The sequence below is a fragment of the Flavobacterium sp. HTF genome, from assembly GCF_003105115.1.
In the GTDB taxonomy this organism is placed as follows: domain Bacteria; phylum Bacteroidota; class Bacteroidia; order Flavobacteriales; family Flavobacteriaceae; genus Flavobacterium.
Genome location: NZ_QETH01000014.1, coordinates 1 through 26,596 on the forward strand (window position 1 = coordinate 1; position 26,596 = coordinate 26,596).

The window sequence follows — 26,596 nt, forward strand, 5'->3', positions numbered from 1 at the left end:
AAGGCTTTCTCTAAATCATATATATCTTTTGGAAGTTCTTCTACTAATTCATAATTAAGAAATCGATACCTTTTTATTCCAGGACCATTATCAAGAATATTATATTCCAAACACTTTACACATTTTACAATTTCAAAATCAAAATCAGGGATTTCACTATCTCTTTCTAATATAAAAGTTTCTAATTGAGTTTTACATTTTCTACATTCTGTAGAAAGAATCTCATGTCTTTTACGTTCGTCTTCTAGTATTTTGTCTGAATATTGTTTTTTAGTTAGCTCATAATTATTAAGAGGAATTTGATATACCAAAAAGTTTAATTTTTCACCAATATTGATTTTTAAAATTTGCGCAATTTCTTCAAAATAATCCGCTATAAATTCTCTTTCTTCTGTATCGAATTCATGAGAATCAATTTTTCCCAAATAATTTTCTAATACATTTTTTATTTCTTCCTCTGATTTTTTATTTTCACAAGTAGAAATCAATTTTACAAGTAGGTTATTAAAAAAAATCTCCAATTTAATGCATAAATCTTTTTCAGATGGATTTAATCCGCGCTTTTCCCATTCTTCGTCAGAAAATTTTTGTTTATTTTTTAAATCATTCAATTCAGAAATTTTAATATTCATATTTTTTATTTAAAATTAATGAGCAAAAAATTGCTTGACAAATAAATGCATTTTATAGGCTTTCAATATAATCCCAATGGGATATTTTTATTGGTTTCTTGTTTTTTTCTACCGACATATAACTCCTAACGGAGTATTTCAAGGAATTAATATTATATAGAAACTTCCTTAAAAACTAATCTCAAGCTTATACCCTTTTCCGCGTATCACAACAATTTGGACATTCGGATCATATTCCAGTTTTTTTCTAAGTTTTGATATAAACATATCCAGACTACGTCCCACAATAACCCCTTCATCTTCCCATATCTCTTTTTGCAGTCGGCTTCTCTCTATGGTTTCATTGGGAGACAATGCAAAAATGAGCAATACTCGGGTTTCAGTTGCCGTCAGGTCTATTGTCTGTTCATTCATGATAAGCTTCCGATTCTTCGCATCAAACAACACTGAACCCAAAGTAAACATATTAGTCTGTTGACTGACAGGCAAATCTTTTCTTGGCTTAACAGGTCTCAAAAAAACAAATCCAACAAATGCTAAAAATGACAGACCGCCCAGGAGATATTCTTTTTTTACTGTAGTTATACCTGTTGGTTTAAATTTAATGTTAATCATGTAACATGCTCTGGGCTGCTTTCTTCCTAAACAGGCTACAATATCATCTTTCTTATTTTTTGATATAGCGTATCCGTAAGCTACACTTGTATTTTCACAGTTCACTACGTTGACAACATAATCACGTGCGAGTGGATCCTTGGCTAACAAACGCTCAGTAATATTCACCAAAGAGTCCGTTTGAAAAGTAAAGTCATTCTCAAAACTGATCTGGTATTCATTTTCGGCGATTTTTTTTACCGGAAGCACTCTTGATGTATTGTCTCCTGATTGTAAAAGTAGTTCATGTCCGATCCTGCGGAGCAAAACTTCCCTTCTGGAGATATCAAAATCATCACCATCACTTATATTGAAAGCCACACAGATTACAGAGATAAACAGGAGTACTATCAGCGTAAGCAGGTATCTGCGTTTTCCGGACAAAAGGTTTTGGCTACTAAACATAGTGTCAATTTTTTATTTACAAAGTTTACATTTTTATTTACAATCTAAGTTCTTCAGGCTGAAATATATCAAAGTAATTTTGTTCTACTACTTTAAAGGATGTAAAAAATAAAAAGAATGCCTTAGATGAACAAGATTTATCATGAGATAGATCTATTTAATTAAACCTGTAAAAATATGAAGAAAATCATTTATGCGCTGATCTTATCGCTGGTTGTGGTAAGTGGACTAGTGTTTGCAAATTGCGAAATTAAAAACGAAACTCCTAAAAAATCAATCTCAAAGACACTCTCTGCCGCTGAAAGGAAAGCCGGATTGAAAAAATGGGAAGCTACTCCTGATGGTATAAAACTCAAAAAGTGGAAAGTGTCTCCACAAGGTAAAAAAGTGCTTGCCGGTGCTGCTAAAATAAGCAAGTACACAAGCACCTTTACCAATATGGAGGCAGTTGTAACCTCCCTTTCTCTTCCGCCAGGATCATTATTAGGTTTCGGAGTGATGGCCAGGATTAATGGTGAGGATTATATTCTTAGATTTGAGCCGCAAAAGTCTCAACTTCAGCAATTGCAAAGCCTGAAAGTTAATGACAAAATAATTTTAAAAAGTCATAGTGTATCGTACGCGCCCAAGTATTCATATCCAATAATATCGGGCGACTATGTAGAACGAGATAGTAAAGTAATTTATAAACGAACCCCTCGCAAAGGCGGTTGCTAAGTAATAAATTAAAGATAAATTCACGTATATACATTATGAAAAACAAGCTAACAATTTTAATTATTATTCCTTTCTTCTTCGGTTGCCGAGGGCCTGTAAAAGAGGAGAATAAAAACAATGCACCAGCAAGCTCCTTATCCTTAAATAGTGGAAATGAAAACTATGTTGCAATAGACACTAAGCAAAGTACTGTAACATGGAAAGGTTCTAATCTGATTGGTTCAAACAGTCATACAGGATATGTCCATATCTCAAAAGGAGAACTGCTTATTGAAAACGGTCAGCTTATGGGTGGTATAGCTGAAGTTGACATGAATACAATTGAAGATGAAAACCACGGGAGAGATAACGACCTTGTTAATCACTTAAAAGATACTGACTTTTTTGATGTCAAAAAATTTCCCGTTTCTACAATCGTACTTACCAGCGCCACATCAATAAATGGAGAGAACAAAAAAATTGCCGGAAACCTGACCATTAAAGGCATCACAAATCCAGTCACTTTTCCTGCCAAAATAGAAGTCAGGGACGGAATTGTTAAAATGAATGGCAAACTGGCTATTGATCGGACAAAATGGAATGTCCGTTATAAATCAGGAAAATTCTATGATCTTTTAGCCGATCAAACTATATCTGATTCTATTCAGTTCCATATAAAGATCTTAGCAAAAAAAGAAACATATGAATCTATAAAAGACTTTAATTAAATCAGATTATGTTTTCCTATTGCGGAATCATATCAGGTGTTCGATTGCCTACCCTGATATTCCACAAAGTCCTAAAACCTTCAAAGTCAATTGATTTTGGAGGTTTTAATTTATAAAATGAATATTTTTGACCGTTAACGGATGTTTTTGAGTTCCCAATGTTTAACTATATAGTAATTCCAAATTCCTTTTTGCATCGTAATTTCTAATTGATAGTCTTTGGGATTACGGTTATAATTTTTTCGATTCGTTTCAGAATTAACTTTAAGGACTTCAGTCCGGTTTTTAAATTTAAAAAACACATGTGGATTTTTTTTGGTATAAAAACCTCCTACGTTGCAACTTACTATTTCTATTTTGTTTTTTTCTGCTTCTTTTTTATTTAGGTAACTCCACATTACATTCGCAAGTTGTCCAAAACTCAAATATGAAACTACAATACCCTGCAATAAATAAAATCCAACCACATAGATTTTAGCATACGTTTCTTTAAAACTCAGGTATGTTTTAATTAAAAATTCTCTTCTGTAAATTCCAAAAAACACCAGACCAATAATTAATGGAAGGCAAAAAATATACATAACATATCTTCTATCGTGTCCAAGTGTAACATCTTCAAAAAACATATAATTTACAATGAAAAAAATCATGGAAAAGATCAAAAGAGGATAATGTATTCTGTCTGTTTTTTTCTCTTTATTTCTAAATTTTCTTTTTTCTATTTTCTTTAGGTTTGGTTTTTTTCTCAATATATTTTGTTGATTGTTACTTTTCTTCAAGCGAATATAGAGAATATTTACACTACAATCTATTTAACTTAATCGGAGCTAAACACCATAGCTTTTTGACAACCAAAAAATAAAAACACAAATTTATTTGCATATTGTTGTCGTGTATACTATATTTGCGACAACAATTTAAATATAGAAAAAATGAGAGAACTTACATTTGCATCATTACAAGTAAAAAATTTAGAAGCATCAAAAGACTTCTACGAAAAGAAATTAGGATTTGAAGTTGGAAACACTAATCCGCAGGCTTGTATTTTTAAGTACGACGAAGGAAGAGCAAGCTTTGCTATTCGTACTCCGCTTGAACCTCTGGAAAATAGAGAATTAGGAATTGGCGTGGCACTTTGGTTTGCTGTTAGCGAAAATGTAGACGAACTGAAAGAGAAATTCATCGGAAACGGAATAACAACAGCGGGACCAGTTATAGAAACTCCTTTTGGAAGAGCTTTTCATGTAAAAGACCTTGACGGCTATAAACTTACTTTTTTGGAGACAAAATAAAAGTAAATAATCCGTAATTTTAAAACAGACTGACGGAAGAAAAATTTTTCCTTATCCGGTCTACTAAAGGTTCTGTTGGCTATCTTTGAAAACATAAACCTGTTTTTTAATATTGATACAAATGCTTTAACATCATTATGGCTAAGGAAATTAATTTTCATTTTAAAAGTCCAAAAGACAGTCCCGGGTATTTACTCGGACAACTCACAATGCTTTGGCAGCGCAAACTAAAAAAGGTTTTAGATCCGTTAGATTTAACACAGACTCAGTTTGTATTGTTGGCCGCTTTGGGCTGGCTGTCAAAAAAAAGCAATTCTGTAACGCAAATTGACATTGCGAACCAAAGTAATGCCGACAGAATGATGGTGTCAAAAGTATTGCGAACGCTGGAAGAAAAAGGTTTTGTTACAAGGCACGAACATGAAACAGATACAAGGGCAAAAACCATTCGATTGACGAATACAGGCGAAAGCATTTTGCAAAAAGGTCTTATTGAAGTAGAAAATGCCGATCTTGATTTCTTTTCTTCTTTAGATGAAAATCTTCCGTTATTCAATTCTAATATGGCAAACCTTATTGATAAAAATAAGACGGAGTAAAAGTGATTCTGTTTAATATTTATCTTGGCGTAACAGTAGAAGCTATTAAAAATTATTGTGATGATATGATATTGAATATCATAAACAATACTTTTACCAATACTAGTCACGATAATTCAACCATTAACTCTATTAATGTTCAGCCTAATTTTAATCCGATTGATAAAGTTGTAGAACTTTACGAAGAAAAGGAAAAACTTTATGAACGTTTAATACAAGCTGAAAAAGACAAAGTCGAATATCTTGAAAAAATAATGAACCGAAAATAGCATATAATAGACAACAAAAAACTCCTTAATTTCTTAAGGAGTTTTTTGTTGTTTTACTTTTTTACTAACCACTTGATATTGGTGTGTCAGCTTATTTTTTTTCTAAAACATGGATGACTTTATTTTTGGTATCCCATATTGTAATGTACGCTGATAAAAAAGAATGATCAAGAGTGAATGTATTTTTTTCAGTTATTTCTAAAGGCTTATGAGCGGGGCTAAAATCTTCTTTTTCCATACCATAAAGGTTTACGGTTAAACGTTCATCGATTTTAATGTTAGACCAATTGTACATTGAACCGGGTTCGTCGTAAAAATTTTCAATATCCCCTTCTTTTTTCAACTTTTCAAAATAGGAATCCTCAATAGTAAAACTACCTTTTCCACCAGCTGTATCAAAAGTTATCAAAAGATCAGTTCCTTTATGTTTTATTTTCATCATTGGGTGATTGTCTAATTTTCGTGTAAAATACGGTAGTGAGGTAATGTAATTTTTATGTTTTTTAATGTCTTTCCAATTCTCAATATTCTCTTTTTGTTTATAGAAAGTAAGTTCGTTTCTTAAGTAATCTATTTTCATGTCATAGCCTTTAAAATAATCAAAACCTATCTGACCAATCACTGTAGGGGAAATCTGCTCCAGAAAATCAAAATTATTACCTTTTATATTTTTTAAAGCCTTATACTCATTAGTTCCAACTTTGACCTGATCAATTAGCGGATATTCGAGTACTTCATATTTTTGTCCGCTAGCCACAAATCCAGAACCTATTACTTTAGATTCAACTCCAACTACTTTTTTTGAATGAACAGAAAAAGCTTTGCTGTTTCCCGTATCAAACATCCAGCGACCTTTTACTCCATTGACTTCTCCATCAATAAAAGGCCAGTCATTAATAATGTCAACCGGTATTTTTACCACATCTCCTTCTAAATAGATTCTTTTATTTTCTTGAGAATAAATAGTAAAAGATGTAGAAAAAAAGACAAAAAACAAGAACTTTAGCAGCTTCATAAGTATGTTATTATTTATAGATTAATATTTATCAAAATTGTTCTAATGTAGGCAAAAAATGGTACGTGTGCATCGTCGCTTTTAAAAATGCCTCCTAAGTCATTTGATTTTTTATTTACAATAATTTATTTCCTGTACATTTATAATCCTTATTTTAGTTTTCCATTTTATTAGGCATAAATTTATTAATCTAAATAAATAGTTATGAGTGACAGCAAAACCACCATAAAACCTTTTCTGACAGTAAATAATGGTATAAAAGCGGTAGAATTTTATACTTCGGCCTTTGGAGCCATTGAAAAAGAAAGGTTTGAAATAGAAAACCAAAAAATATCTTCGGTTATCGAAATCGAAAATGCAGAATTTTATCTGAGTGATGAGGAACCTTGTGATGGCGCAAGCCCTGATATAAAATCAAATAGTTCAATCAGAATCATTTTAGAAACCAAAAATGCGGACGGGATATTCGAAAAAGCAATAAAATTTGGCGCAATAGAAATTTGCCCAATGACAACCGAAGAAGACTGGAGAATCGGAAAACTGAAAGATCCGTTTGGGCACATTTGGGAGATTGGCTATACTCTGTAGTGATACTTAGTTCTTCGAATTAACTGGTTTATTTTGATTTATATAAAAAACCACCTCCCAGGTCATTTAGAATTGGTGGTGGTTTTTACATTAATTGTATTTACCTGATCTGTCAGGACTACTTTTCTTTAGCAGTAATCTCGATTTGAGCAGTCATATTATCTCTTACCAAGGTTACAGCATTTATTTTTCCATCTTTAAAATCAAATTTCAATAAGTTAGGATAGTCTGTAATTTTAAATAAACCATTTTTCAAATACACCAACTCATTATCATTTTTCCCTTTAAAATGTTCCAATATCATAGATTCAACATAAAGACGGTTATTTCTTTCTACTATTTTGGTTTCTACTCCCTGCCCATACAGAAAATCGTCATAAGTTCCGATTAGTTTTTCTTTTAGGGAAGATGGTATTTCCTGAATGCTTTCATTAGTTGTTTTATTGTTCCAGTCCATCAGCTTCAGAATCGTTTTTTGAGTGTGGCTCATTACAGGAAAACGATTGGGTTTTTCGCCATTGGCCAGAAATGCAAAACCGTTTCCATCTTTCATCGTACCTCCTACAGTACCCCCAACTCCGGTATTAGAACCGTTACAAAAAAACCAGTCATAGTTGTTGTAACCAAAAGACTTTTGCCATCCGTAGCTCCAGCCCCCAACAGCATTTTTTAGAGCGGTTACTGTGGTTACTTTTTTTGCCACATTATGAGAAATCACTTTGTTGTTTTTATTGCGTAAAGCATTTTGCATTTCAATAGCAAATTTGGCTAAATCGGTTGGCGTAGACCACATTCCTGATGGTGCAACTTGTGGCGTAATTGGTAAACCTGTTTTGATCACTTTTCCGTCTTTATCATGAACAAGAGCCACATTTGTTAGAAATCCCTTTTCATTTGGCTGAATCATTGTGGTGTTTTTCAATCCAAGAGGCGAAAAAATATATTCTTTTGCAAGCTCTGCCATAGATTTATTAAACGTGTCTTCTAATGCCATTTGAATAATGGTATAACCGCCACCGCTGTATTGCCAATTGGTTCCCGGAGTAAACAAAAATTCTATTTCTTTATCATATCTCGGTATCTGGCCTAAAAGACTTTGTTTTAGTGTCGGGATTGCTTCTCCCTCATAATGGTCTTCAAAACCTTCCTGACTTGTACCAGCGGTATGGTTTAGAAATTGTCTCCATGTTGGGCTGTTATTTTCAGTAAACTTGCTTTTTGGCAAATGCCAGCGTTTTAAGTAAGGATCTATTGGATTATCTAAATTAATTAATCCTTTTTCTTCAAGCATAAAACAAAGAAGCGCCGTAATTGGTTTTGAAATTGAGGCTGTAGAAAAAGCGGTATTCTGATCTATTTTTTCTTTAGAATCTATTGATTTTACACCAAATTGTTTTGAATAAACAATCTCGTAATTTTCAAAAACCACAACACTAAATCCGGCCAGTTTATATTTTTCTAATTGCTGGTCAATATTTAAGCTGTCTGTAAGAAAGCTGTAATCTTTTTTGTTTGTCGATGCTTTTTTGCTTGTCTGACAATTCGCATTTGTTACTATAAGAAGCAGTAGTACATAAATAATATTTTTCATGGTATCGATTTTTTTTGGTTAAAAATTTATTTCGATACAAAGATGTGGAAGCAGTCGTTCCTGCGCGACCGAATGAAAAGATTCGAACGCATTTGTGTGGAAAAATAAGTACGAGTCGTTTCAACAACAAGTACGAGTAATTACAAAATTTTGATTTACAAGTTTTTACGATACGAAGTTGGCGTATTTCCTGTATGTTTTTTAAAAGCGGTATTAAAAGAAGATTTTGAATTAAATCCAACTTCATACAGGATTTCAAGAATGGTTACTTTGCTTTTTGCAGCATCTTTTAAAATATCCATCGCATTTTCTATTCGATACGTATTAACGAAGTCGTAAAAATGCTGTTCTAATTTATGATTGATTAAAAGAGATAAATCACGAACAGGAATTTCAATAGCAACAGCAACATCCTGAATTGTCAGCGAAGGATTTAAAAATGGTTTTTCTTCAACCATATACTGTTTCAGTTTTGATAAAGCGGCATTGTATGCTGTTTCGTTTACGGCTGCCGGTTCATTATTTTTTTCTTCTAAAACAATATCCGAAACGAGTTTTAATTTTGAATCGATATTTCTAAATAAATCAGGATGATTTAATGCGTTATATAAATACCAGCAAATAATAAACAGCTCTAATACTAAAATTACAATTTTGATTGATTCAGAGATATATAGGTAATCAGAAAATTTAAAAATATTTTTAAACATCACAATCAAATATAGAACAGACAGTACGCTCGTAAACTGAAAAAGCCAGTTATAAGAATTAATGTTCGTACCGGCATTATTTTCGAGATATAGTTTTTTTGCTTTTCGCAACAGCATAAAAACGGCAACCAGATATACAACTGTCTGAAGATGAAAGAGAATATGGGTAAACTGCAGTTCTACCCTACTTTGGCGGTTTATAATAAAATTAATTTTAGAAGCGAGATCTACGGCATAAAAACGAGGCAGCAAAATAATGTTCACAATTAAAAAGGGAAACAGATGTATGATGTATTTGAGTTTAAACTTAAAATCAGAAAAACAAACCGATAAAACATAGAGATAAAAAAGAGGAATTTGTAAAAAAGAAAGTGTTATTCTTAACATTCCCAGATTTGAAGGGCCATCCGATACTAATTCAAATAAAGGCCCGCTAATATCTATAGCCGTTACGATTAAAAAAGCAGCAAAAAGATAATTGCTTATTTTGTACTTTGTTTTTACTGTCACCAGAAAAAAGGCAAGAAATAAAGAAATGAACAGGGAGATTACAGTTACAATCATTAATAAATTAATCTTATCCATTCATTTGGTGTTTTCTTATTAGTAAGCGTTTAGACTTTGTGGAATAATTTTCATTTTCCTGAAGCGAATATAAGAAATATTTGTACTACAATTTTTTGCCTTTTTTTAGTTAAAAAACAGAAAGAACCCCGTTTTCTTCATCGCATAAAACCATAACATTTTCTGAGTGGAATATAAAAGTTAAAACACTGAATTTCATAATTTTACCAATTAATCGAAAAATAAAAAAAATATGGAAACCAGAATGATATGGGCAAATCTAACTTCGGAAGACCTGGAAGCCACACATAAGTTTTATACTCAGCTTGGGTTTGAGTCAAATGTCAAACATAGTTCTGACGAAATTGCAAGTTTTTCTTTTGGTAAGGATCGGTTTATTATCAATTTCTTTAAAAAAGAAAGATTAAAAGATGAACGAAATGGCGGGGTTGGAAATTGGGAAAATCAAAATGAGGTTATATTTTCACTTTCTGCCAACAGCAGGGAAGATGTAGATAAATGGTGCGAAAAAGTTCGTGAAGCATGCGGAGAAATTTTCTCTGAACCACAAAATTATGAACAAAGCTATACCTGTTGTTTTTCGGATCCCGATGGCCACAAATTTAATTTCTTGTATTGGCCCGGAATGTAGAAATCTAAAAAATAAACCATATAAGTAATATAAGTGCTTTTAAGTTTTTCGCTTATTGCCTTATATAACTTATATGGTTCAAAAACTTTGCGTCTCTCGACTTTGCGGGATTAATCTACTTTAACTTCAATTATGGAAGCTTGTAAACCAGAAGTTGTCGCTTTTAACTGAATATTTTCTTTCTTTCCATTCGACTGGATAATTGCAATACATTTTCCGCTGAAAAGTTTACAGGAATTTGCTTTAAAAGAATTCAGATTGGCCTGATAACCATTATCAACACCCACTAATTTTCCGCCTCCGGTTACTTCAAAATTGATTAAATCGGTGGCATTTGGCAATAAATTCCCGTCTTTGTCAACGGTAGAAACCGTTACATAAACCAAATCATAAGTATCATTTTTAATGGTCGTTTTATCTGCTTTTAAATCAATTTTAGAAGCTTCTCCGGCAGTATGAATTTCCTTTTCTAAAACTACTTTTCCGGCTTTTCTCGAAATCGCTTTTAATGTTCCCGGTTCAAATTTTACTTTCCAGGAAATATGCAAATCATCATTTTGCTTTGCTTTTTTTCCTAAAGATTTTCCGTTTAAGAATAATTCTACTTCATCGGCATTATTATAGTACGCCCAAACATCTACTTCCTGTCCTGCTGTCCAATTCCAATGCGGAAAAATGTGTAAAACGGGTTTCGCAGACCATTCGCTTTGGTACATATAATACACGTCTTTTGGAAGTCCGGCCAAATCGATAATTCCGAAATACGAACTTCTTGCCGGATACGGGTATGGATCAGGTTCTCCGATATAATCAAAACCTGTCCAGATAAAAGTTCCCGCCATGAAATCCTGTTTTTTGATAGTTTTCCAGTTTTCTTCATGCGTTGCACCCCAATAGGATTTCACCTGATCGTAAGCCGAAACGGTCCAGTCGGCATTTCCGTCAAACGGCGCACCGTGTTTTGTTGGCCAGGCTTTAATTCCATCCGGAGCATCATAATGCCCGCGCGTTTCCAAAGCCGAAACACTTTCTGAAGCCAATATTTTCTGTCCTTTAAAACGTTCCGGGAAATCTTTGTAGTCTTCGTGTTTATAATTAAAGCCCAAAAGATCCAAAGCGCCCGACTGGTAAATAAAATTCTTTTCAATTATATTTTCGGTCAAAGCCGAAGTTACGGAGCGGGTCGTGTCTAAAGATTTTACGATTTTGGCCAGCTCTCTCGTAATTGCAATTCCGGTACTGTCGAACTGCTCACGAATTTCATTACCAATACTCCACATCATAACCGATGGATGGTTGCGGTCTCTTTTAATAAAATCTTCCAAATCCTGTTTGTGCCATGCATCCCAGTCTTTATGGTAATCGTTGGTTACTTTTTTCTTTTTCCAGACATCAAAAGCTTCATCCTGAACGATAAAACCCATTTCGTCGCACAATTGCATCATTTCTAACGAATGCGGATTATGTGACATTCTGATGGCATTGGCTCCCATTTCTTTTAATAAAATCAGCTTTCTTTTTACGGCATGAATATTTTCTGCCGCTCCCAAAGCGCCATTATCATGATGAAGGCAAACGCCCAGTATTTTTGTCGGAATTCCGTTTAATGAAAAACCTTTTTCCGAGTCAAAACTAAAAAATCGAAAACCAAGCGGTGTTTCGTAATTGTCTGTTAGTTTTGATTTTTCGTAAACTTTAGTAACAACTTTGTACAAATAAGGATTTTCTGTATTCCATAATTTGGGTTGTTTTACTTCTAAATTATGAATCTTTTTTTCAGATGTTTTGGCACCGATTTTTTCTGTTGAAGTAAAATTAGCTACTTCTTTGTTTTCTGCATTTACAATAGAAGTAACCAGTTTAAATTCTTTTGCAGATGCATTATCATTATCAATCGTAACTTCAAAATGTACTGTTGATTTTTCTGCCGAAACCTCCGGGGTGGTTACAAAAGTTCCCCACTTCCCTACGTGTAGTTTTTCACTGGCAACCAAACGGACATTTCTATAAATTCCCGAACCGGTATACCATCTTGAATTGGGTTGTGCATCATTATCTACTTTTACGGCAACAATATTCTCTTTTCCGAAGTTTAAATATTGAGACAAATCATAACCAAAAGAAATATAGCCATTTGGACGAATTCCTAATGACTTACCGTTTATGAAAACTTCACTATTCTTAAAAACACCGTCAAACTCAATTGAAACGGTTTTATTTTTCCAGTTGGCAGGAACTGTAAATACTTTGCGGTACCAGCCCTTTCCGGCAGGCAAAAATCCCTGCGCCTGTTTTGTTTTACTGTCTTTATCAAAAGCTCCTTCAATACTCCAATCGTGCGGTAATTGGAGTGTTCTCCAATCGGCTGTATTGAAATTGGCTTTTACAGCTTCCGGGTGATTCCCCAATTTGAAGTTCCAGTTTTTATTGAAATCTTCTACAATTCTGGCTTGTTTTTGTGCAAAAATTGCTGTTGAAAACAAGATTGCAAATGCAAGTGTAATTTTCTTAACCATATTTTTATTTTTTCTCTCGCAAAGTCGCAAAAGCGCAAAGTTTTTTTCTGAACCATATAAGCTATATAAGAAAATTTAAGTTTTGCCTTAATTGAACTTATATAGCTTATATGGTTTAATTTTCTTAGCGACTCTGCGAGATTAATTTTTATTTACTGAAATTCAAAATTATCCAGCAACAACCCTTTCAAATCATCTCCTTCTAATGTAATTTTATACGTTCCGGCATTAATATAACCTCCTGATGTTGTGTTTAAAATTTTCCATTTTTCGGGTGAAGGGAAGAATTCAATTGTATCATTTCGCATTAAAATTCCGTATGCGTCTTCCATTTTGAATTTGACTTTTAACGGTGTTTCATTTCGATTCATAAAACGGAAACGCATCAAATAAATTCCGGCCACTCCGGGTTTTACTTCAAATTCAATACTGTTTTCAGTCTTTTTAGTGAATTCAATATAATCTGCTTTTTTGAAATTTCCTTTTTCGATTCCAGTTCCTGTTGTTTTTGTTTTTTCAGCTTCGATAACGACTACTGGTCTTGAATCGTCCTTTTCCCCCATATCATACGTTGGAACAACTACAATTGAAGGTATTGTTTCTGAATTATCAAAAAGAACTTTTTCTCCTTTTTTTATTTTTTTAATAAAAACCGTAAATTCAGTCTGATTACTATTTTTTGCTTTTTCTTCTGTTTTTTTATAATCCGAAAGCCATGCTGCTGTTTGGAATTTACGATCAACCAAAGCATACATATCTGAATCTTCTTTGGCCGTAAACGAGCCTTTATTTTTAGAATTAGACGAAAACTGTAAATAATCCGCTCCAAAAACCTCCGAAGGCAATTCGGTAAAAACAACTTCAGAATCTGAATATTGTTTTGAATTAATATCCAGCCATGAAGCTATTCTGTTGGTTTTATCATAAGAATCTAAAACCAGATTTTGAATGTTTTTTGAAGATTCTGACGCTGGTCTTGCATGAATATCTTTTGTTGCAATTGCAATTGCCGAAATAATCGCCTGTGAAGCTTTTATGTCTGGAAAAGAAATAACAATTTTTCCGTTTTTGCTTTTTATCACAAATGTTTTCTTCAGTGCGTTATCATGTCCGGCTTCTGCCCAAATATCAAAATCCTTTAAAACTACATTTTCGTTAATAGCAACGTCAAACAAACGCCAGCCTTTGCAATCCATTCCGCCTCCTGTTCCGTACCATGGTTCTGTAAAGTATAATTCTACTAAATATTCTCCGTCTGGGGCAGGAAATTCGTAGCGTAATTTATCAACACCATATCTAAAACTCTGAAATAACGCCGGATCTTTAGTGCCATTTATTGGATCGAAAGTGGTTCTCTGGCTTGCGAAAAAATCCGGAAGTTTTTCGAAATTATCCGTCCAAGATAAGGAACCCCAAGTATTTTGTCCATTTTTGTGCGTATCGGTAAACCAGGTATTCCCGGATGAATCTGTCAATTCAGAACCTCCGCAATTTACCCTGTATATATAATTATAACCGCTTTTAGCTTTTGTAATGTCCGCTTTATCAGTTATTAAAGCATCGAAATTTGGTGCTTTGGGAAGCGTATTTAAAACAATATAATCTTTGGCAACCGCTTTTCCGTTTACATATCCAACCGCATACAAAACATTGTATTGAATATTGACATTATTGAATTGAAAATGCTGTCCGACTCCCGGATTTTTTAGTTTTCCTAAGGAAGATTTATTCGCATCATTGAACAATTCTACCTCATCACAATTCGAGTAAATATCGATTCCATTTTTGATTCCGGTTGTTTCCCAACGGCTTGGCCAGGTATGCGAAACAATATAAACCATCGGATTGGTTTTGTTGGAAACATAATTGGCACGGTACATATAAAACGCATCCAGAGGTTCGCCCCAAATCGTAAAAAGTCCTTTGTAATTTACAGGTCCGACTTTGTCAATATCCCTAAAGCCTTCTCCGTTCTGAACACGTCCCGGATTTTCGTGCGACGCAAAAAGCCAGTTGAATTGTCCGGCAATTTTATCTTTTACCGATTCGGCTTCGCGGACTTTGATTTCCATTAATTGAGAAAAACGGTTCTCGCTTAAAGTTCCTTTTTGATCAAACTCCCCTTCTGTGTGTAAATCTGCTGAACGCCATGCCCCGTACTCTCCGTTTAATAACTGAGTGGTCATTTCCAAATGATATTTTAACGGATCTCCGCCATACGTTCCGGACCAGTTTTGAACCACATTCCAATCGGTTCCTTCTCCTCCATTGCAAGTGGTTACAATTCGTTGCGAAGCCGATAATGGATCCATCTCGCGGATTATCTGTGTGCATTCTTCTGCAAATTCCTTCGAAATCGTACTTTCATTTTGCAAACCCCACATGACAACCGACGGGCTGTTTCTGCGTTCCTTAATCCATTCGCGTAACAGCGTTTTAAAATTCTCTTTAAACTCAGGCGTATCATACCAAATATGTGCTGAAAACTGACTCCAGAACAGAATCCCGTTTTCATCCAGTTCTTTTTGGTACAATAAATTATGAGGCTGGTGTGCTTCTCTAAAAGCATTAAATCCACCCGCTTTGATTTGTTCGATTCTCGAATGAATCATTTCATCTGAAAACGAATGACTTTTCCCGATTAAATGTTCGTATTCACAAACGCCATTAATAAAAACAGGTTCGTCATTAATAAAAAATCGATTGTCTTTTCCGTCGCGGCTAACCGGCCAGCTCACCCAACGAATTCCGTAAGGTGTTGTTAACTGATCGATTATTTTTCCGTTTTCAAAAACCGAAGTCACCAATTTGTATAAATACGGATTTGATGGAGACCATAATTTCGGATTTAGAATTTCCGGAAGGGTCTGTACAACTGTTTTAATTTCTCCTGAAGTATTTTTTAAAGTGCTTTTTGAACTTACAACCTTTTTTCCTGAAATATCAAAAAGGACATTTTCTATGATTAAATTCCGATCTGAAGTTCCGTAATTCCTAATCTCTGTTGTTGCATGAAGAATAGCTTTTTGTTTCGAAACCGATTTGTCATTCCAGATATGAACACCAAAAGGTTCGATTCGAACCTCATTTGTTATAACCAAAGAAACTGGCCTGAAAATCCCCATTGGCTGCGAACCTTCAGAAAATCCCCATTCACCAGAACAGCCACCACAAACCCAGGGAAGGTCTGCTATAAATGATGGATGGGCTGCTTTTACAAGAATCTGATTTTCTTTAGTAAAAGAAACTGCTTTTGTAATATCTAATGTAAAAGTCGTTCGCCCGCCTTTGTGCTGCCCGACTTTTTTGCCGTTCACCCAGACATCCGCATATGAACTTACACCTTCAAAATAAAGAAAAAGCCGTTTCCCTGCCGTTGATTTATCTAATTTTAAAGTCTTTTTGTACCAGGCAGTTCCATGTAAATTTCCATGTTTTGTTCTTCTAAAACCATAATACTGATCCCAATTGTGAGGTACATTTACCTTTTCCCAATTGGAATCAGTTTTTGGATTTTCTACAAAATCTTCTTCTTTCAGCGGAAGATTATCCAACATTACGGTTTCCCAAGATGAGTTCAGCGAAATTTCTTTACGGACTGAACTTTTGCTTTGACTCCAAACAAAGCAAAAACCTGAAAAAAAACAAAAAATAAAAAAAACTATTTTCTTCATATTTTTTTATTGAACCATATAAGTAATATAAGGCTATTAAAGTTTTTATTCTACTAAACGTAGAATCGTGTTTGTCATTTCGACGTAAGGAGAAATCACACTAGTAACTCGACAAAGATTGGCGAACTGTTTGTGTGACACTACGTTCCTCAGGATGACAAGATTGTGTTTATATTTTTAGTTTTAATAAAACAACCAGTCTATTGCTGCTTTTTCTCCTGCATCGATATATCCGACATCACGTGGTGTAATGATTTGATCTGCATCTATAAAGCCTAAAATCAATACTTTTCCTTTTCCTAAATCTAATTTATTCTCACCCGGCTGGAACGTGTAAGTATGAATATTTACACGTGGCAATTCTTTTAAATTCATTGCACTTGCCAGAATAACTTCGGCCTGACCGTGAGCGTTTCCTGCAGCATCGGTTTCTAAACTTGGCGGCAATAAAAACCTCTTTTGATCTGAATTGAAATAACCGACTACTAATTTAACTGCTTTTGTATTTCTAAACTTCAAATGTGTTCCTTTTTCATTTTGATCGTTTTCTACGAAAGTAAATCCGCGTAGGTTTTGAAGTTCAGGAGCAATTTTGGTTAACTCCGAAATATCTGTTCCGTACACTTTTGTTCCCGGTTTGATTAGATATGTTCCCGGTTTTTCATCGATAAAAGATACTTCTGCCGTTTTCCACGGTTTTCCTTCTTTGGTTTCAATTTTACCATCTTTTGATGCTTTTAACTTCTCCAGATTTCTTTTAAAGTTAGCTAATTCACGTTCGTAATGAGGCAATAATTCGGCCCATGTTTTGTTATTCCCGTCATCGCCTCCAATCGGAATCCTGCGTTGTGCAGTCTGCATACTATTGGCATACAGATAAGAGTCTTTGGTAAGCTTCACCAATAATTCGTAATGCTCAATACTTTTTTCTAAATGAGGCATCGCTTTATCCAGATCTGAAATATCATTTGAATAACTGTATTTTAAAACCAACAAGGCTGCTTTTACTTTTTCTGAGAAGAAATCAGCGAAAGCCTTATAAGCATGAATATCATTTTTAAGACGTAAAAATTCTTCTTTGTCTTTGGTTACGCCTGCTTCCGCTTTATCGATTGCTTCAACCGCTAATCTTCCGTGTTCTGTGATTTCCGCTATAATTTGCGTCGGAAGTTCGCCCGAATGTGGTTCTTTGTTCCATTCCTTTTTAGCATATTCCAAAAGCAATTCGCCCGCAGGTCCGCAAGATTCGTGGAATCCCGGATACACACGCCATTTTGCCGGATTTACCAACTGGCTTTCGAACATTCCTAATAATAAGGTTTGACGGTTTCCTTCTGTAATTCCGAACCGTCTTAAGGTTTTTGGAGCAATTTCTCCTGTTTCTTCGTAGGCTTTTAAAATATTATTGGCTGCTTTCTGGCTAGTTCCATATTTTGAAGCTAGATCTTTATCCCAAAATTTAACTTCTTCATTTCGGTCTCTTTTACTGTCCCAGGCATATCTTGCCCAGGCTTTGTACCAAATCCAGTCACGATCCATTTCCAGAAGTCGCTCTCCCGTTTTGGTTTTATCTGCCGAATATGGCCAGTCCCAATACGATGCCTGTGGATATAAATGTAAGGCATTGGCTCCGTGAACACTGTGCATGGCTTTTACCGTTTTCTGAATAAAATCCGGTGAACCGTATCTGAAAGGTTCTAAATTGGCTAAAATATGTACGTTCTCAATATGAATTGATTTTAAAGCACTTAATTGTTTATGTGTTTCTCCCCAGGGTCCGCCCGGCGTATAAGTTGTTAAAGATTCTCCTGTATATTTACTTTCTGTATAAAGGTTTTTATATAACGGAAGTGATTTTTCCATTACCAAAGGCCCGTCTGTATCGTGAGAGCGCAAAATAATTGGTGGTTCGTCAGTTCTTCCCAATGCTTTTAATCCGTCCTGAACTCCCGGAATAATTGTTTTCGTAAACCATTCTACATCATCATCAACCGTATTTATTGCTTCTCCTAAACAAACCAATAATCCAACGTTTGGATATTTTTCGATAAAAGCGGCAATAGATTTTCGGGTATAATCTGAAAGTAATGGCGTAATTGGACGTGAACGATCCTGAGTTTTGATGTTGTAATGTTCTGCAAATGGTTTAGAAACAATAATATTATAAAACATCTGAATGACCCAGATTCCTCTTTTGTTGGCTTCAACCGTCAGGAATTTATAGATTTCTTCATTCTTTTTGAAATCTTCGTCGCTTACTTCTAATGCAAAAGGATATTCTTTTAGTTTCACTAAGGAAGCGAAAGGGTGTCCGTTCCATAAATATAAGGAATTCATGCGGTTGTCTACCAGCATATCCAAATACTTTATCCATAAAGCTTTATCATAAAACCACGGAAAAGTTTCCGGCGTGTAAGGATACTCATAAACATCACGTCCGGGAAGATAAACCGGTTTCTGCATTCCGATACAGGCACCTCTCAACACCATTTCCGGACTGTCATCGATATTGATTTCTGACGGAAGCTGGCCTGAATTTTTAATACGGTCTGTTAATTCCAGTGCGCCATACAAAGCTCCGCTCGCATCTGTTCCTTCGATATAAATGATATTTTTTTGAGTACGAATCTGAAAGCCTTCTTTTTTAGTCAGTTTACTATCGTCAATTTTAGCGCTTTTAGCATTTTTTTTCCAGAAATCGGTTCCTTTTTCTCCAATAACAATTACTTTATCTTTTGAATTTTTGAATTTATCAGAAGAAGTTACGCTGAATCCTTTTGTTGAAAGGGTTTCAGATAATTTATCTGCTCCAAATTTTGCTCTTGGCGAAGCTGCATCACTAACAATAGTGATGTTTTGCGCTGTTGCGAAAGAGGCGTAAAAACATAAAAAAAGTAATTGTAAATATTTCATGGTAATATGATTTATTCTGGAAAATGAATTAATCTGCTTGATCTGCTAAAAATCTGCGAGAGTATTTTTTTCCCGCAGATCTAGCAGATTTAGCAGATATTTTTTGACTTTAGTTTTGGAAAATGCGTTTTAAATAAGCCACATTTGCGCCGTAATTGGCTTTTACATTATGTACTTGAGTAACATCACGGGAACGCTCTACAATCAGCCATCCGCTCCATTTCATTTCTTCGAGTGTTTGTTTGATTTTTGGCATATCGATCGCCGGATCATTTTCTAACCAAAATTTATCTGTATTTGATGCATGTATTTGCGCTAAATATTTCTTCCCTAAGATTTTTAATTCGGCTGAAATATCTCTTCCGTTATCAACCGCATTAGCAAAATTGAAAGAGCTTTTAATATATTTTGAACCGACTTCTTCCAATAGTTTTTTCTCGTCTGTAGCATTCAAAGAAGTTTCAATCGCAATAACACCGCCAATTTTACCCACTTGTTTTCCTGCCCATTTTAGTCTTTCTATCACAATTGGCCTTAATTCAGGATTCTTAGTCAGATCACTTTCTGTTCCAAGTGGTAGGTACGCCACTTTTACTTTCATATTTTTCATGGTTAAAACACAATCATTAACCATTTGTTCGATGCTTTCTCTTTTTGCAAAAGACTGCGCATAAAACCCGGACATCGCAATTGAACTGATTCCCACTCCTGTTTCTTTTGATTTACCAAGGAATTTTTGTCTTTCAGCAGGATCGCCTAGTTTGCTGTCAAAAGTCGGTCTTTTTCCTAAACCTCCCATATCCAGTTCAATTCCGTCAGCTTTTATTTCTGCTGCTAAACCAAAAGCACCTAATTTTTGTCTTTTTAAAATCATCCAGTCACAAACCGCAACTTTATATTTTTGCTTTTTATTGGAAGATTGAGCTGTTACGCAACTATTGAAAGTCGTTGATATAACAACAAGTATTGCGATAAGTAAATTTCTTTTAGATTTCATGCTTATATTTTTTTTGTCACAGATTATATAGATTAAATGGATTAAAAAAAATCTGCTCGATCTGCTAAATCTGCGTGAAAAAAATTACTCTCGCAGATTTAGCAGATTTTGGAGATTAACTAGAATAAAAAATCATTTTAATCCTTTTAATCTGTAGCTTTATATTTTTTTGCCACTAATTCCACGAATTTTTACGAATTATTATTTTAAAAAATTTGTGGAAATTAGTGAAATTCGTGGCAAACTTTATTTTACTCTTCTTCGGCTTTTACTGCCGTTACCACTTTATTTTCATCGCCCGGCCAGATTCCTTTTTTGATTGGAAGTGCAACCAGTTTACGCGGATCAACTTTAACGTATTTTAGTTTTTCTCTTCTCCAGGTATAAACGATATGAACCATTCCGTCTGAACTCTGAATCATGGATGGATATGAATACTGACTGATTTTTGAATCTTCTAAAACCAAAGCTGCATTCCAATGAATTCCGTCTTTCGAAACCGAAACATTCAATGGCGTTCTTGGACCTTTTGCTTCTGTTCCCGGAGGAAGAACGTGATTATAGACCAATAAATGTCTTCCGTCTTTAAGTGTTACGGCATCCGTTCCTGAATTATTATTGGGAAGTCCGATTAATTCTACATCCGACCATGTTTTTCCGTTATCTTTTGAAAATGTGCTGAAAATGGCTCTGTTTCGGGTTCTGCCGATTGCCTGAATACTTCCGTCTTTGTGGAATAATATACTTGGCTGAATAGCATTTATTTTTTGTTTTCCTCTTGCAAGCGTATCACCCATGACCCATGTTTTTCCGAAATCCGGAGTAGATTCCATACGAAGTCTCCATCCATCACCTTCGATACTTGACGGACATAATAAAGTTCCGTTGCTTAATAAAACAGGTTTGTTTTTGATTGGTCCTAAGAAACCATCTGGCATTTTTTGTGCCTCAGACCAGGTTTTTCCTCCATCAGATGAAGTTCTGATTACACCCCACCATTCTGATGGTTTTGGACCTATTTTATAAAATAACATCAAATCTCCACCGGGAATCTGATATAAAACCGGATTCCATGTTGGTAATCTCGGACCTTCTTTCATTACACCGTCAGCAACTTTGACGCCTTCATTCCATGTATCACTTCCTTTTGGTTTGATAGCAACATAAATACAAACGTCAGGATGTCTTTCGTGTGTACCGCCAAACCATGATGCAACTAAATCGCCATTGGTCGCTTCGACAATTGTAACAGCATGACAAGATGGATAAGGAGCTTTATCGTAAATAAACTGATCTACCAAAATACCTTCTTTCCACGTCTTTTTTTCCAAAGCCGATTTACAACTTCCTAAAAGAAATAAACAAAACAGGACAAATGTTACTTTTAAAATCTTCATTCTTAGGTTTAATTTGTGAATTACAATTTTTGATATTTAATGCAAAGTCAATAATTTTTTAGACAAAATTATTTATTAAGTGTAAAAATGACACTAATTTTTTAAATATCTATCCTGTACTGTCCCGAATTAACAGAAATGCCGATTATTTAACATTTAGAACGTAAGATCCTGAAGAAAGTATAAGGACAAGATTACCTTTTTCTGTTTTATATGTATTTGAAGTTTTATTTAGTTTTTGATTATTGATCGTAACATTTGAAGCATTTTCTGTCGGAAGATAAACAACTGCCGATGTGTTGGGCGGAATCGTAACATTCCAGACTAATGTATTTTTGCTCTTTTTCCAATGGCTTTTGATTAAGCCGTGAATAGATTCATAGGAAGCATTAACGAAAGTCAGTCCCGAATTAAAATCAGGTTTCATGATGATTTCCTTGAAGCCCGGAGTTTCAGGATTACTCTTAATTCCTGCTGTATTTTCATAATACCAAATCAGTAAATCACCTAGTAACATCACATGGTTCTGCGAATTCATTTTAGGATCGGCCGTATTGCCGTTCCATAATTCCCAGATTGTTGTCGCTCCGTTTTTTGCCATGTATCCCCAACTCGGGTAGGTATTGTTTGAAGCCAGTTTATAAGACAGATCTGGTCTGCCAAATTGAGATAAGGTTCTCATCAGAAACTGAGTTCCGATCACACCAGTGCTAATATGTCCTTTGTATGTGACTTCGACTTCATGAATGATATTTTCAAAAACTTTATTTTCTAAGTTTTCAGGGACCATTCCGAAAGTCAGTGGTAAAAGATTTGCGGTTACGGTATTGTTAGCATAATTGTTGGTTTCTGAATTGAAAAATTTAGTATTGAATGCCGATTTAATTCTTTGCGAAAGATCTTCATAATACTGAACATCCCCTTTTTCGGCATTGCTTATTACTGCAAACTTTTTCATTTTTTGCAATAAATGATAATAAAATGCACTTGCGATCAATTCGCCATTTGTAGTTCTGGCCGAATCTTTAGAATGAATCAATTCCAGGGATTCCGGCGGAACACACCAATCTCCATATTTGTCTTTGGTCATTAAATCTTTAACCAGATAATTTTTCTCCATGTACATTATCCATTTTTTCATTGACGGATAATGTTTTTCGATTACTTTTTTGTCAGCAAATTGCTGATACAGCATATCGGCAACCGTAATATAAGTTCCCGGCCAGGTTACATTGTCTCCATAATAACGCCAAAAGGCCGGTGCCACGTCCGGGATTCCGCCATCGGCAGTCTGGGCGTTTTTAATATCGTCTAACCATTTTGCATACAAAGTCTGATTATCGAAAATAAAACTTTCGCCATAAGCTCCCGTTGTTCGGTCTCCAAGCCACGGCTGACGCTCATTTCTTTGTGGGCAGTCGATTGGCATTCCTTTGTAATTTCCTCTGATTCCCCAATAGGCATTTTTAAAAACCTGATTCATTGTAGCATCAGAAGATTCAAAAGTTCCGGTTGTTTTGATATTGTCATAAATCACCTTTCCGACAAAATTATCCAGAGCAGGTTTTACCGGAAATCCTGAAACCTCAACGAATCTAAATCCGTGAAAAATAAAACGGGGTTCCCAGGTTTCCTCACCTTCGCCTTTCAGAATATAATGGTCTGTAGTTCTGGCGTCACGCAGGTTTTCGATGTATAAAGAACCATCGGTTTGTAAAGATTCGGCAAATTTTAAAGTGACTTTATCTCCGCTTTTTCCTTTTACTTTCAATTGCAGCCAGCCGACCATATTCTGACCCATATCCAGAATATAAGTTCCTTTTGGAGTCTGTTTTATCGAAATTGGTTTTACTTCGCCCATCACTTTCATGTTCGGCGTCATTTGCGCTTCGTAAAATCCACCCGGTTCCTGAACATATTCTGCATTCAGCCAGTTTTTATCGTCAAAGTTTACGGTGTTCCAGTTTACTAATTCTTTACGGGCATCATAATCTTCGCCATCATATTCATTATTGGATAAAATGGGTCCGTTTGTAGTAACTTTCCAGGTATCATCTGTTCTGATTATTTCTTTGCTTCCATCAGTATATTCGACAAACAATTGCAAAGCCATTTTCGGGTAACCAAAGGTTTTGATTTTGTATGGTTTATAATCCTGACGCATGGTAAAAAAACGTCCGTTTCCTAAAATAGTTCCAAGGGCATTTTTTCCTTCTTTTAATTCAGAAGTGACATCAAAAACATTGTATTTTACGTTTTTGGTATAATCGGTGGGAACGGGTGCCAAAACCTGATTTCCGATTTTGTTTCCATTAATATACAATTCGTACATTCCTAAACCCATCAAATATACTTTGGCGCTTTTTATTTTCTTTTTCAGGTTGATTTCTTTTCTTAAATAACGCGCTGATAATCTGGAATACTGCGAAATACTGTCTCCCGGAGATGCCTTTTCATAACCAATCCAGCGTGTTGATTTCCAGTCGGCATAATTTAAAATTCCCATGCTGAAAAATGCTTTTTCAGCAGATTGAAATTCACCTTTATTGGTCCAGATTTTTACCTTCCAAAAAGCATTTTGTCGGTTTTCTAATGTTTTTCCTTTGTAAATAATGGTTACGGATTCGTTGCTTTCAACTTTACCGCTGTCCCATAAATCGGCGTTATTGGTGTTTAAATTTTCCAAAGTCGAAGCGACAATAATATGATACGCAGTTTGTTTTACCTCGTTTACATCTGCTTTTATCTGCCAGCTTAATCGGGGCTGCAGAACGTCTATTCCTTCCGGGTTATTTAGCATTTCACATTTTAAATCCACAACGCTGATTTTGCTTTGGGCTTTCGCCGAAATTGTGAAAAGTGAGATGATTATTGTGAGATGTAAAAAAAACTTTTTCATGGTATTGTTATAATTGTTTCTCGCAGATTTAACAGATACAGCGGATTATTTTTTATTTAAAAATCTGCAAAATCTGCGAGAGTAAATTTTATTTTCCTTTGTCAAAAATCGCCAATCTTTGTCGAGCCACTAGTGTGATGCTTCGTTCCTCAGGATGACAAACTGCCCAATCTGCGAGAAACCAATTATTCCGAAATCACTCTCTCCAATTTCTCAGAAACCGCAATTTCTTTTCCGTTTTTAAAGATCCTGAAACCTTTTCCCTTTTTATATTTTTCTCCTGTTTTATCCCAAAGAATCGTAATGATATTACCGTGGTATAAAACATTATCGAGACAAAACCAATCCCATTTTTCTTGTGGAATCAACGGATTCACTTCGATTTTTTCATCGGCTCTCGGGCGAAGACCAACCAAACCGGTTATCATCAAATCATTAAAAGTCGAATGGTTATAATAACGGCTTCTTTCTCTGTCTCCCATTAACCAATATCCGGTTGTTTCGTCTAAATATTCTCCTAAATAGGGTTTACCTCTGTAATATTGCGATTGGACGTACAAATCCATTTGCTTGAAATAATCTGTTTTCGCTACATAGTTCTGATTGTAATTATTCAAAACATTGGCTAAAGCTGTTAATGTCTGCGAGCTTGCAAATGGCCAGATGGCACCATCCCATTCGCAGGTTCCTGTTCCGTGTGTTCTAAAACGCGGGCTTCTTCTTTCTGCCGTTGTCAATCCAAACGGTGCCGAAAATCCTTTTTCGTCTTTAATCTGTTCCCAGGCTTTTTCAAAACCTTTATTTTGTTCCGGCAGATTAAAATACCACGGAATAAATCCGATGGCTTCCCTAACCTGAGCTAATGTATCTTTTTCTGTAAAGGTCTCAAAAAACTCGCTTTTTGGGTTCCATAATTTGGTTTCAACCAATTTTTGAAGTGTATCTGCTTTTGCCGAAAAATAACTTTCCTGATTCGAATCGCCTTTCATCTTTGCCATTTTCGCCAAAGCTTTTGCATTTCCAAACATATAACTGTTAATCGTTGGGCGTGCATTTCTAAATTTTCTTGCACCGCTTAACGATTCTTCCATTCCGTCTTTTACATCAAACTGCCAGAACAAACCGTCCTTACGTTTTCTGTCGCCTTCCCAGGCTGCATATTCTGAAACTAAATCAGGGTACATATCCAGTAAAAACTTATCGTCTTTATTCACCAAATAGCGATTGTATAAAGCATCTGCCGTCCAGCTGCTAAAGGTTCTAAGCTTTTTCATTGGCTTTCCGTCATTTCCTCTAAACCATAAATGAACGTCCTGCTCGATATATTGCGGATCATGAACCCATCTGAATTCATTAATATGATGTCCCAAAGCACAACTGATCATATTATATTTATCGGCATACGAACGATCTACCAAAAACTCCGTAATCGCAAATCCCTGCGGTGTTTTCTTAATATGTTTTCTCACACTCCACCATCTGAAATAATAGATTTCCTCAAAATTCTGCTGCGGACATTCAAACAACGGAATATTCTTTTCCATCCAGGTCCACGCACTGTCATTTGGAATCGCAAATTTCAAATTTTCATCTTCCATGGTGTTGAAATAATCAACATAATGTTTGAAGTTTTTTTCTTTTAAAATAACCGCTTTTCCTTTTTGAGAATGCCCCGCACCCGATTTGCAACCGCTGTTTATACAAGCGATTACTATTGAAAGTATTATTATTTTATGTTTGAAATTTGTCAACATTTAAAATACATCTTTTTTAAAGTTAAACCATATAAGCAATATAAGTTCAAT

Annotated in this window: 20 protein-coding genes; 7 read left to right on the forward strand and 13 right to left on the reverse strand. The window is 34.9% G+C overall.

The window, feature by feature from the left end; genetic code table 11:
- Nucleotides 1-632 (reverse strand): DUF4844 domain-containing protein (locus tag DCO46_RS06410; RefSeq protein WP_116751740.1); only part of this gene is annotated, 632 nt, incomplete at its 3' end.
- A 168-nt stretch (nucleotides 633-800) separates the two neighbouring features.
- A complete protein-coding gene (locus tag DCO46_RS06415; protein WP_116751741.1) occupies nucleotides 801-1,691 on the reverse strand; it encodes a winged helix-turn-helix domain-containing protein in 891 nt (296 codons plus the stop codon).
- 177 nt (nucleotides 1,692-1,868) lie between these two features.
- Here DCO46_RS06415 and DCO46_RS06420 point away from each other — a divergent pair, with 177 nt between their 5' ends.
- Both DCO46_RS06420 and DCO46_RS06425 read left to right on the forward strand, forming a co-directional pair.
- Nucleotides 1,869-2,408, forward strand: coding sequence for a hypothetical protein (locus DCO46_RS06420; RefSeq protein ID WP_116751742.1), 540 nt, complete (start codon nucleotides 1,869-1,871; stop codon nucleotides 2,406-2,408).
- A 35-nt stretch (nucleotides 2,409-2,443) separates the two neighbouring features.
- Entirely contained in the window at nucleotides 2,444-3,115 is a 672-nt protein-coding gene (locus DCO46_RS06425) for a YceI family protein (RefSeq protein WP_116751743.1), read from the forward strand.
- A gap of 134 nt (nucleotides 3,116-3,249) precedes the next feature.
- Here DCO46_RS06425 and DCO46_RS06430 read toward each other — a convergent pair whose 3' ends face one another.
- Nucleotides 3,250-3,765 carry a hypothetical protein gene (locus DCO46_RS06430; RefSeq protein ID WP_124019547.1) on the reverse strand — a complete coding sequence of 172 codons (516 nt, stop codon included), beginning with the start codon at nucleotides 3,763-3,765 and terminating at the stop codon, nucleotides 3,250-3,252.
- A gap of 282 nt (nucleotides 3,766-4,047) precedes the next feature.
- On the opposite strand from DCO46_RS06430, the gene DCO46_RS06435 reads away from it, so the two are divergent.
- The 3 genes from DCO46_RS06435 (at nucleotide 4,048) to DCO46_RS06445 (ending at nucleotide 5,275) form a co-directional block, all read left to right on the forward strand.
- Nucleotides 4,048-4,407, forward strand: coding sequence for a VOC family protein (locus DCO46_RS06435; RefSeq protein ID WP_116751745.1), 360 nt, complete (start codon nucleotides 4,048-4,050; stop codon nucleotides 4,405-4,407).
- 137 nt (nucleotides 4,408-4,544) lie between these two features.
- Nucleotides 4,545-5,006: a MarR family winged helix-turn-helix transcriptional regulator gene (locus DCO46_RS06440; RefSeq protein WP_116751746.1), complete on the forward strand. Its 462-nt coding sequence runs from the start codon at nucleotides 4,545-4,547 to the stop codon at nucleotides 5,004-5,006.
- A gap of 65 nt (nucleotides 5,007-5,071) precedes the next feature.
- Nucleotides 5,072-5,275: a hypothetical protein gene (locus tag DCO46_RS06445; protein WP_207784953.1), complete on the forward strand. Its 204-nt coding sequence runs from the start codon at nucleotides 5,072-5,074 to the stop codon at nucleotides 5,273-5,275.
- 91 nt (nucleotides 5,276-5,366) lie between these two features.
- Here the strand turns inward: DCO46_RS06445 and DCO46_RS06450 are convergent, their stop codons facing one another.
- Nucleotides 5,367-6,290: a hypothetical protein gene (locus DCO46_RS06450; RefSeq protein WP_116751747.1), complete on the reverse strand. Its 924-nt coding sequence runs from the start codon at nucleotides 6,288-6,290 to the stop codon at nucleotides 5,367-5,369.
- A gap of 204 nt (nucleotides 6,291-6,494) precedes the next feature.
- On the opposite strand from DCO46_RS06450, the gene DCO46_RS06455 reads away from it, so the two are divergent.
- A complete protein-coding gene (locus tag DCO46_RS06455; protein WP_116751748.1) occupies nucleotides 6,495-6,878 on the forward strand; it encodes a VOC family protein in 384 nt (127 codons plus the stop codon).
- Between the two features lie 118 nt (nucleotides 6,879-6,996).
- Here the strand turns inward: DCO46_RS06455 and DCO46_RS06460 are convergent, their stop codons facing one another.
- On the reverse strand, nucleotides 6,997-8,469 hold the full coding sequence (locus DCO46_RS06460; RefSeq protein WP_116751749.1) for a serine hydrolase domain-containing protein: 1,473 nt from the start codon (nucleotides 8,467-8,469) through the stop codon (nucleotides 6,997-6,999).
- Between the two features lie 155 nt (nucleotides 8,470-8,624).
- Complete coding sequence (locus tag DCO46_RS06465) at nucleotides 8,625-9,764, reverse strand: helix-turn-helix domain-containing protein (RefSeq protein ID WP_116751750.1); 1,140 nt, start codon at nucleotides 9,762-9,764, stop codon at nucleotides 8,625-8,627.
- Between the two features lie 232 nt (nucleotides 9,765-9,996).
- Between DCO46_RS06465 and DCO46_RS06470 the strand changes: the two genes are divergently transcribed.
- Nucleotides 9,997-10,395 (forward strand): VOC family protein, encoded by a 399-nt coding sequence (locus tag DCO46_RS06470; RefSeq protein ID WP_116751751.1) that lies wholly within the window; start codon nucleotides 9,997-9,999, stop codon nucleotides 10,393-10,395.
- A 110-nt stretch (nucleotides 10,396-10,505) separates the two neighbouring features.
- Here the strand turns inward: DCO46_RS06470 and DCO46_RS06475 are convergent, their stop codons facing one another.
- The 7 genes from DCO46_RS06475 to DCO46_RS06505 form a co-directional block, all read right to left on the reverse strand.
- Nucleotides 10,506-12,911, reverse strand: coding sequence for a sugar-binding domain-containing protein (locus DCO46_RS06475; protein ID WP_116751752.1), 2,406 nt, complete (start codon nucleotides 12,909-12,911; stop codon nucleotides 10,506-10,508).
- Between the two features lie 152 nt (nucleotides 12,912-13,063).
- A complete protein-coding gene (locus DCO46_RS06480; RefSeq protein ID WP_116751753.1) occupies nucleotides 13,064-16,585 on the reverse strand; it encodes a malectin domain-containing carbohydrate-binding protein in 3,522 nt (1,173 codons plus the stop codon).
- A gap of 183 nt (nucleotides 16,586-16,768) precedes the next feature.
- Nucleotides 16,769-19,498: a glycoside hydrolase family 20 zincin-like fold domain-containing protein gene (locus DCO46_RS06485; RefSeq protein ID WP_116751754.1), complete on the reverse strand. Its 2,730-nt coding sequence runs from the start codon at nucleotides 19,496-19,498 to the stop codon at nucleotides 16,769-16,771.
- Nucleotides 19,499-19,607: 109 nt separating this feature from the next.
- Nucleotides 19,608-20,495, reverse strand: coding sequence for a sugar phosphate isomerase/epimerase family protein (locus DCO46_RS06490; RefSeq protein ID WP_116751755.1), 888 nt, complete (start codon nucleotides 20,493-20,495; stop codon nucleotides 19,608-19,610).
- Between the two features lie 251 nt (nucleotides 20,496-20,746).
- Nucleotides 20,747-21,892 carry a sialidase family protein gene (locus DCO46_RS06495; protein WP_116751756.1) on the reverse strand — a complete coding sequence of 382 codons (1,146 nt, stop codon included), beginning with the start codon at nucleotides 21,890-21,892 and terminating at the stop codon, nucleotides 20,747-20,749.
- A gap of 145 nt (nucleotides 21,893-22,037) precedes the next feature.
- Nucleotides 22,038-24,791, reverse strand: coding sequence for a glycoside hydrolase family 78 protein (locus DCO46_RS06500; protein WP_116751757.1), 2,754 nt, complete (start codon nucleotides 24,789-24,791; stop codon nucleotides 22,038-22,040).
- A gap of 185 nt (nucleotides 24,792-24,976) precedes the next feature.
- On the reverse strand, nucleotides 24,977-26,545 hold the full coding sequence (locus DCO46_RS06505; RefSeq protein ID WP_116751758.1) for an MGH1-like glycoside hydrolase domain-containing protein: 1,569 nt from the start codon (nucleotides 26,543-26,545) through the stop codon (nucleotides 24,977-24,979).
- Nucleotides 26,546-26,596 lie beyond the last annotated feature (51 nt).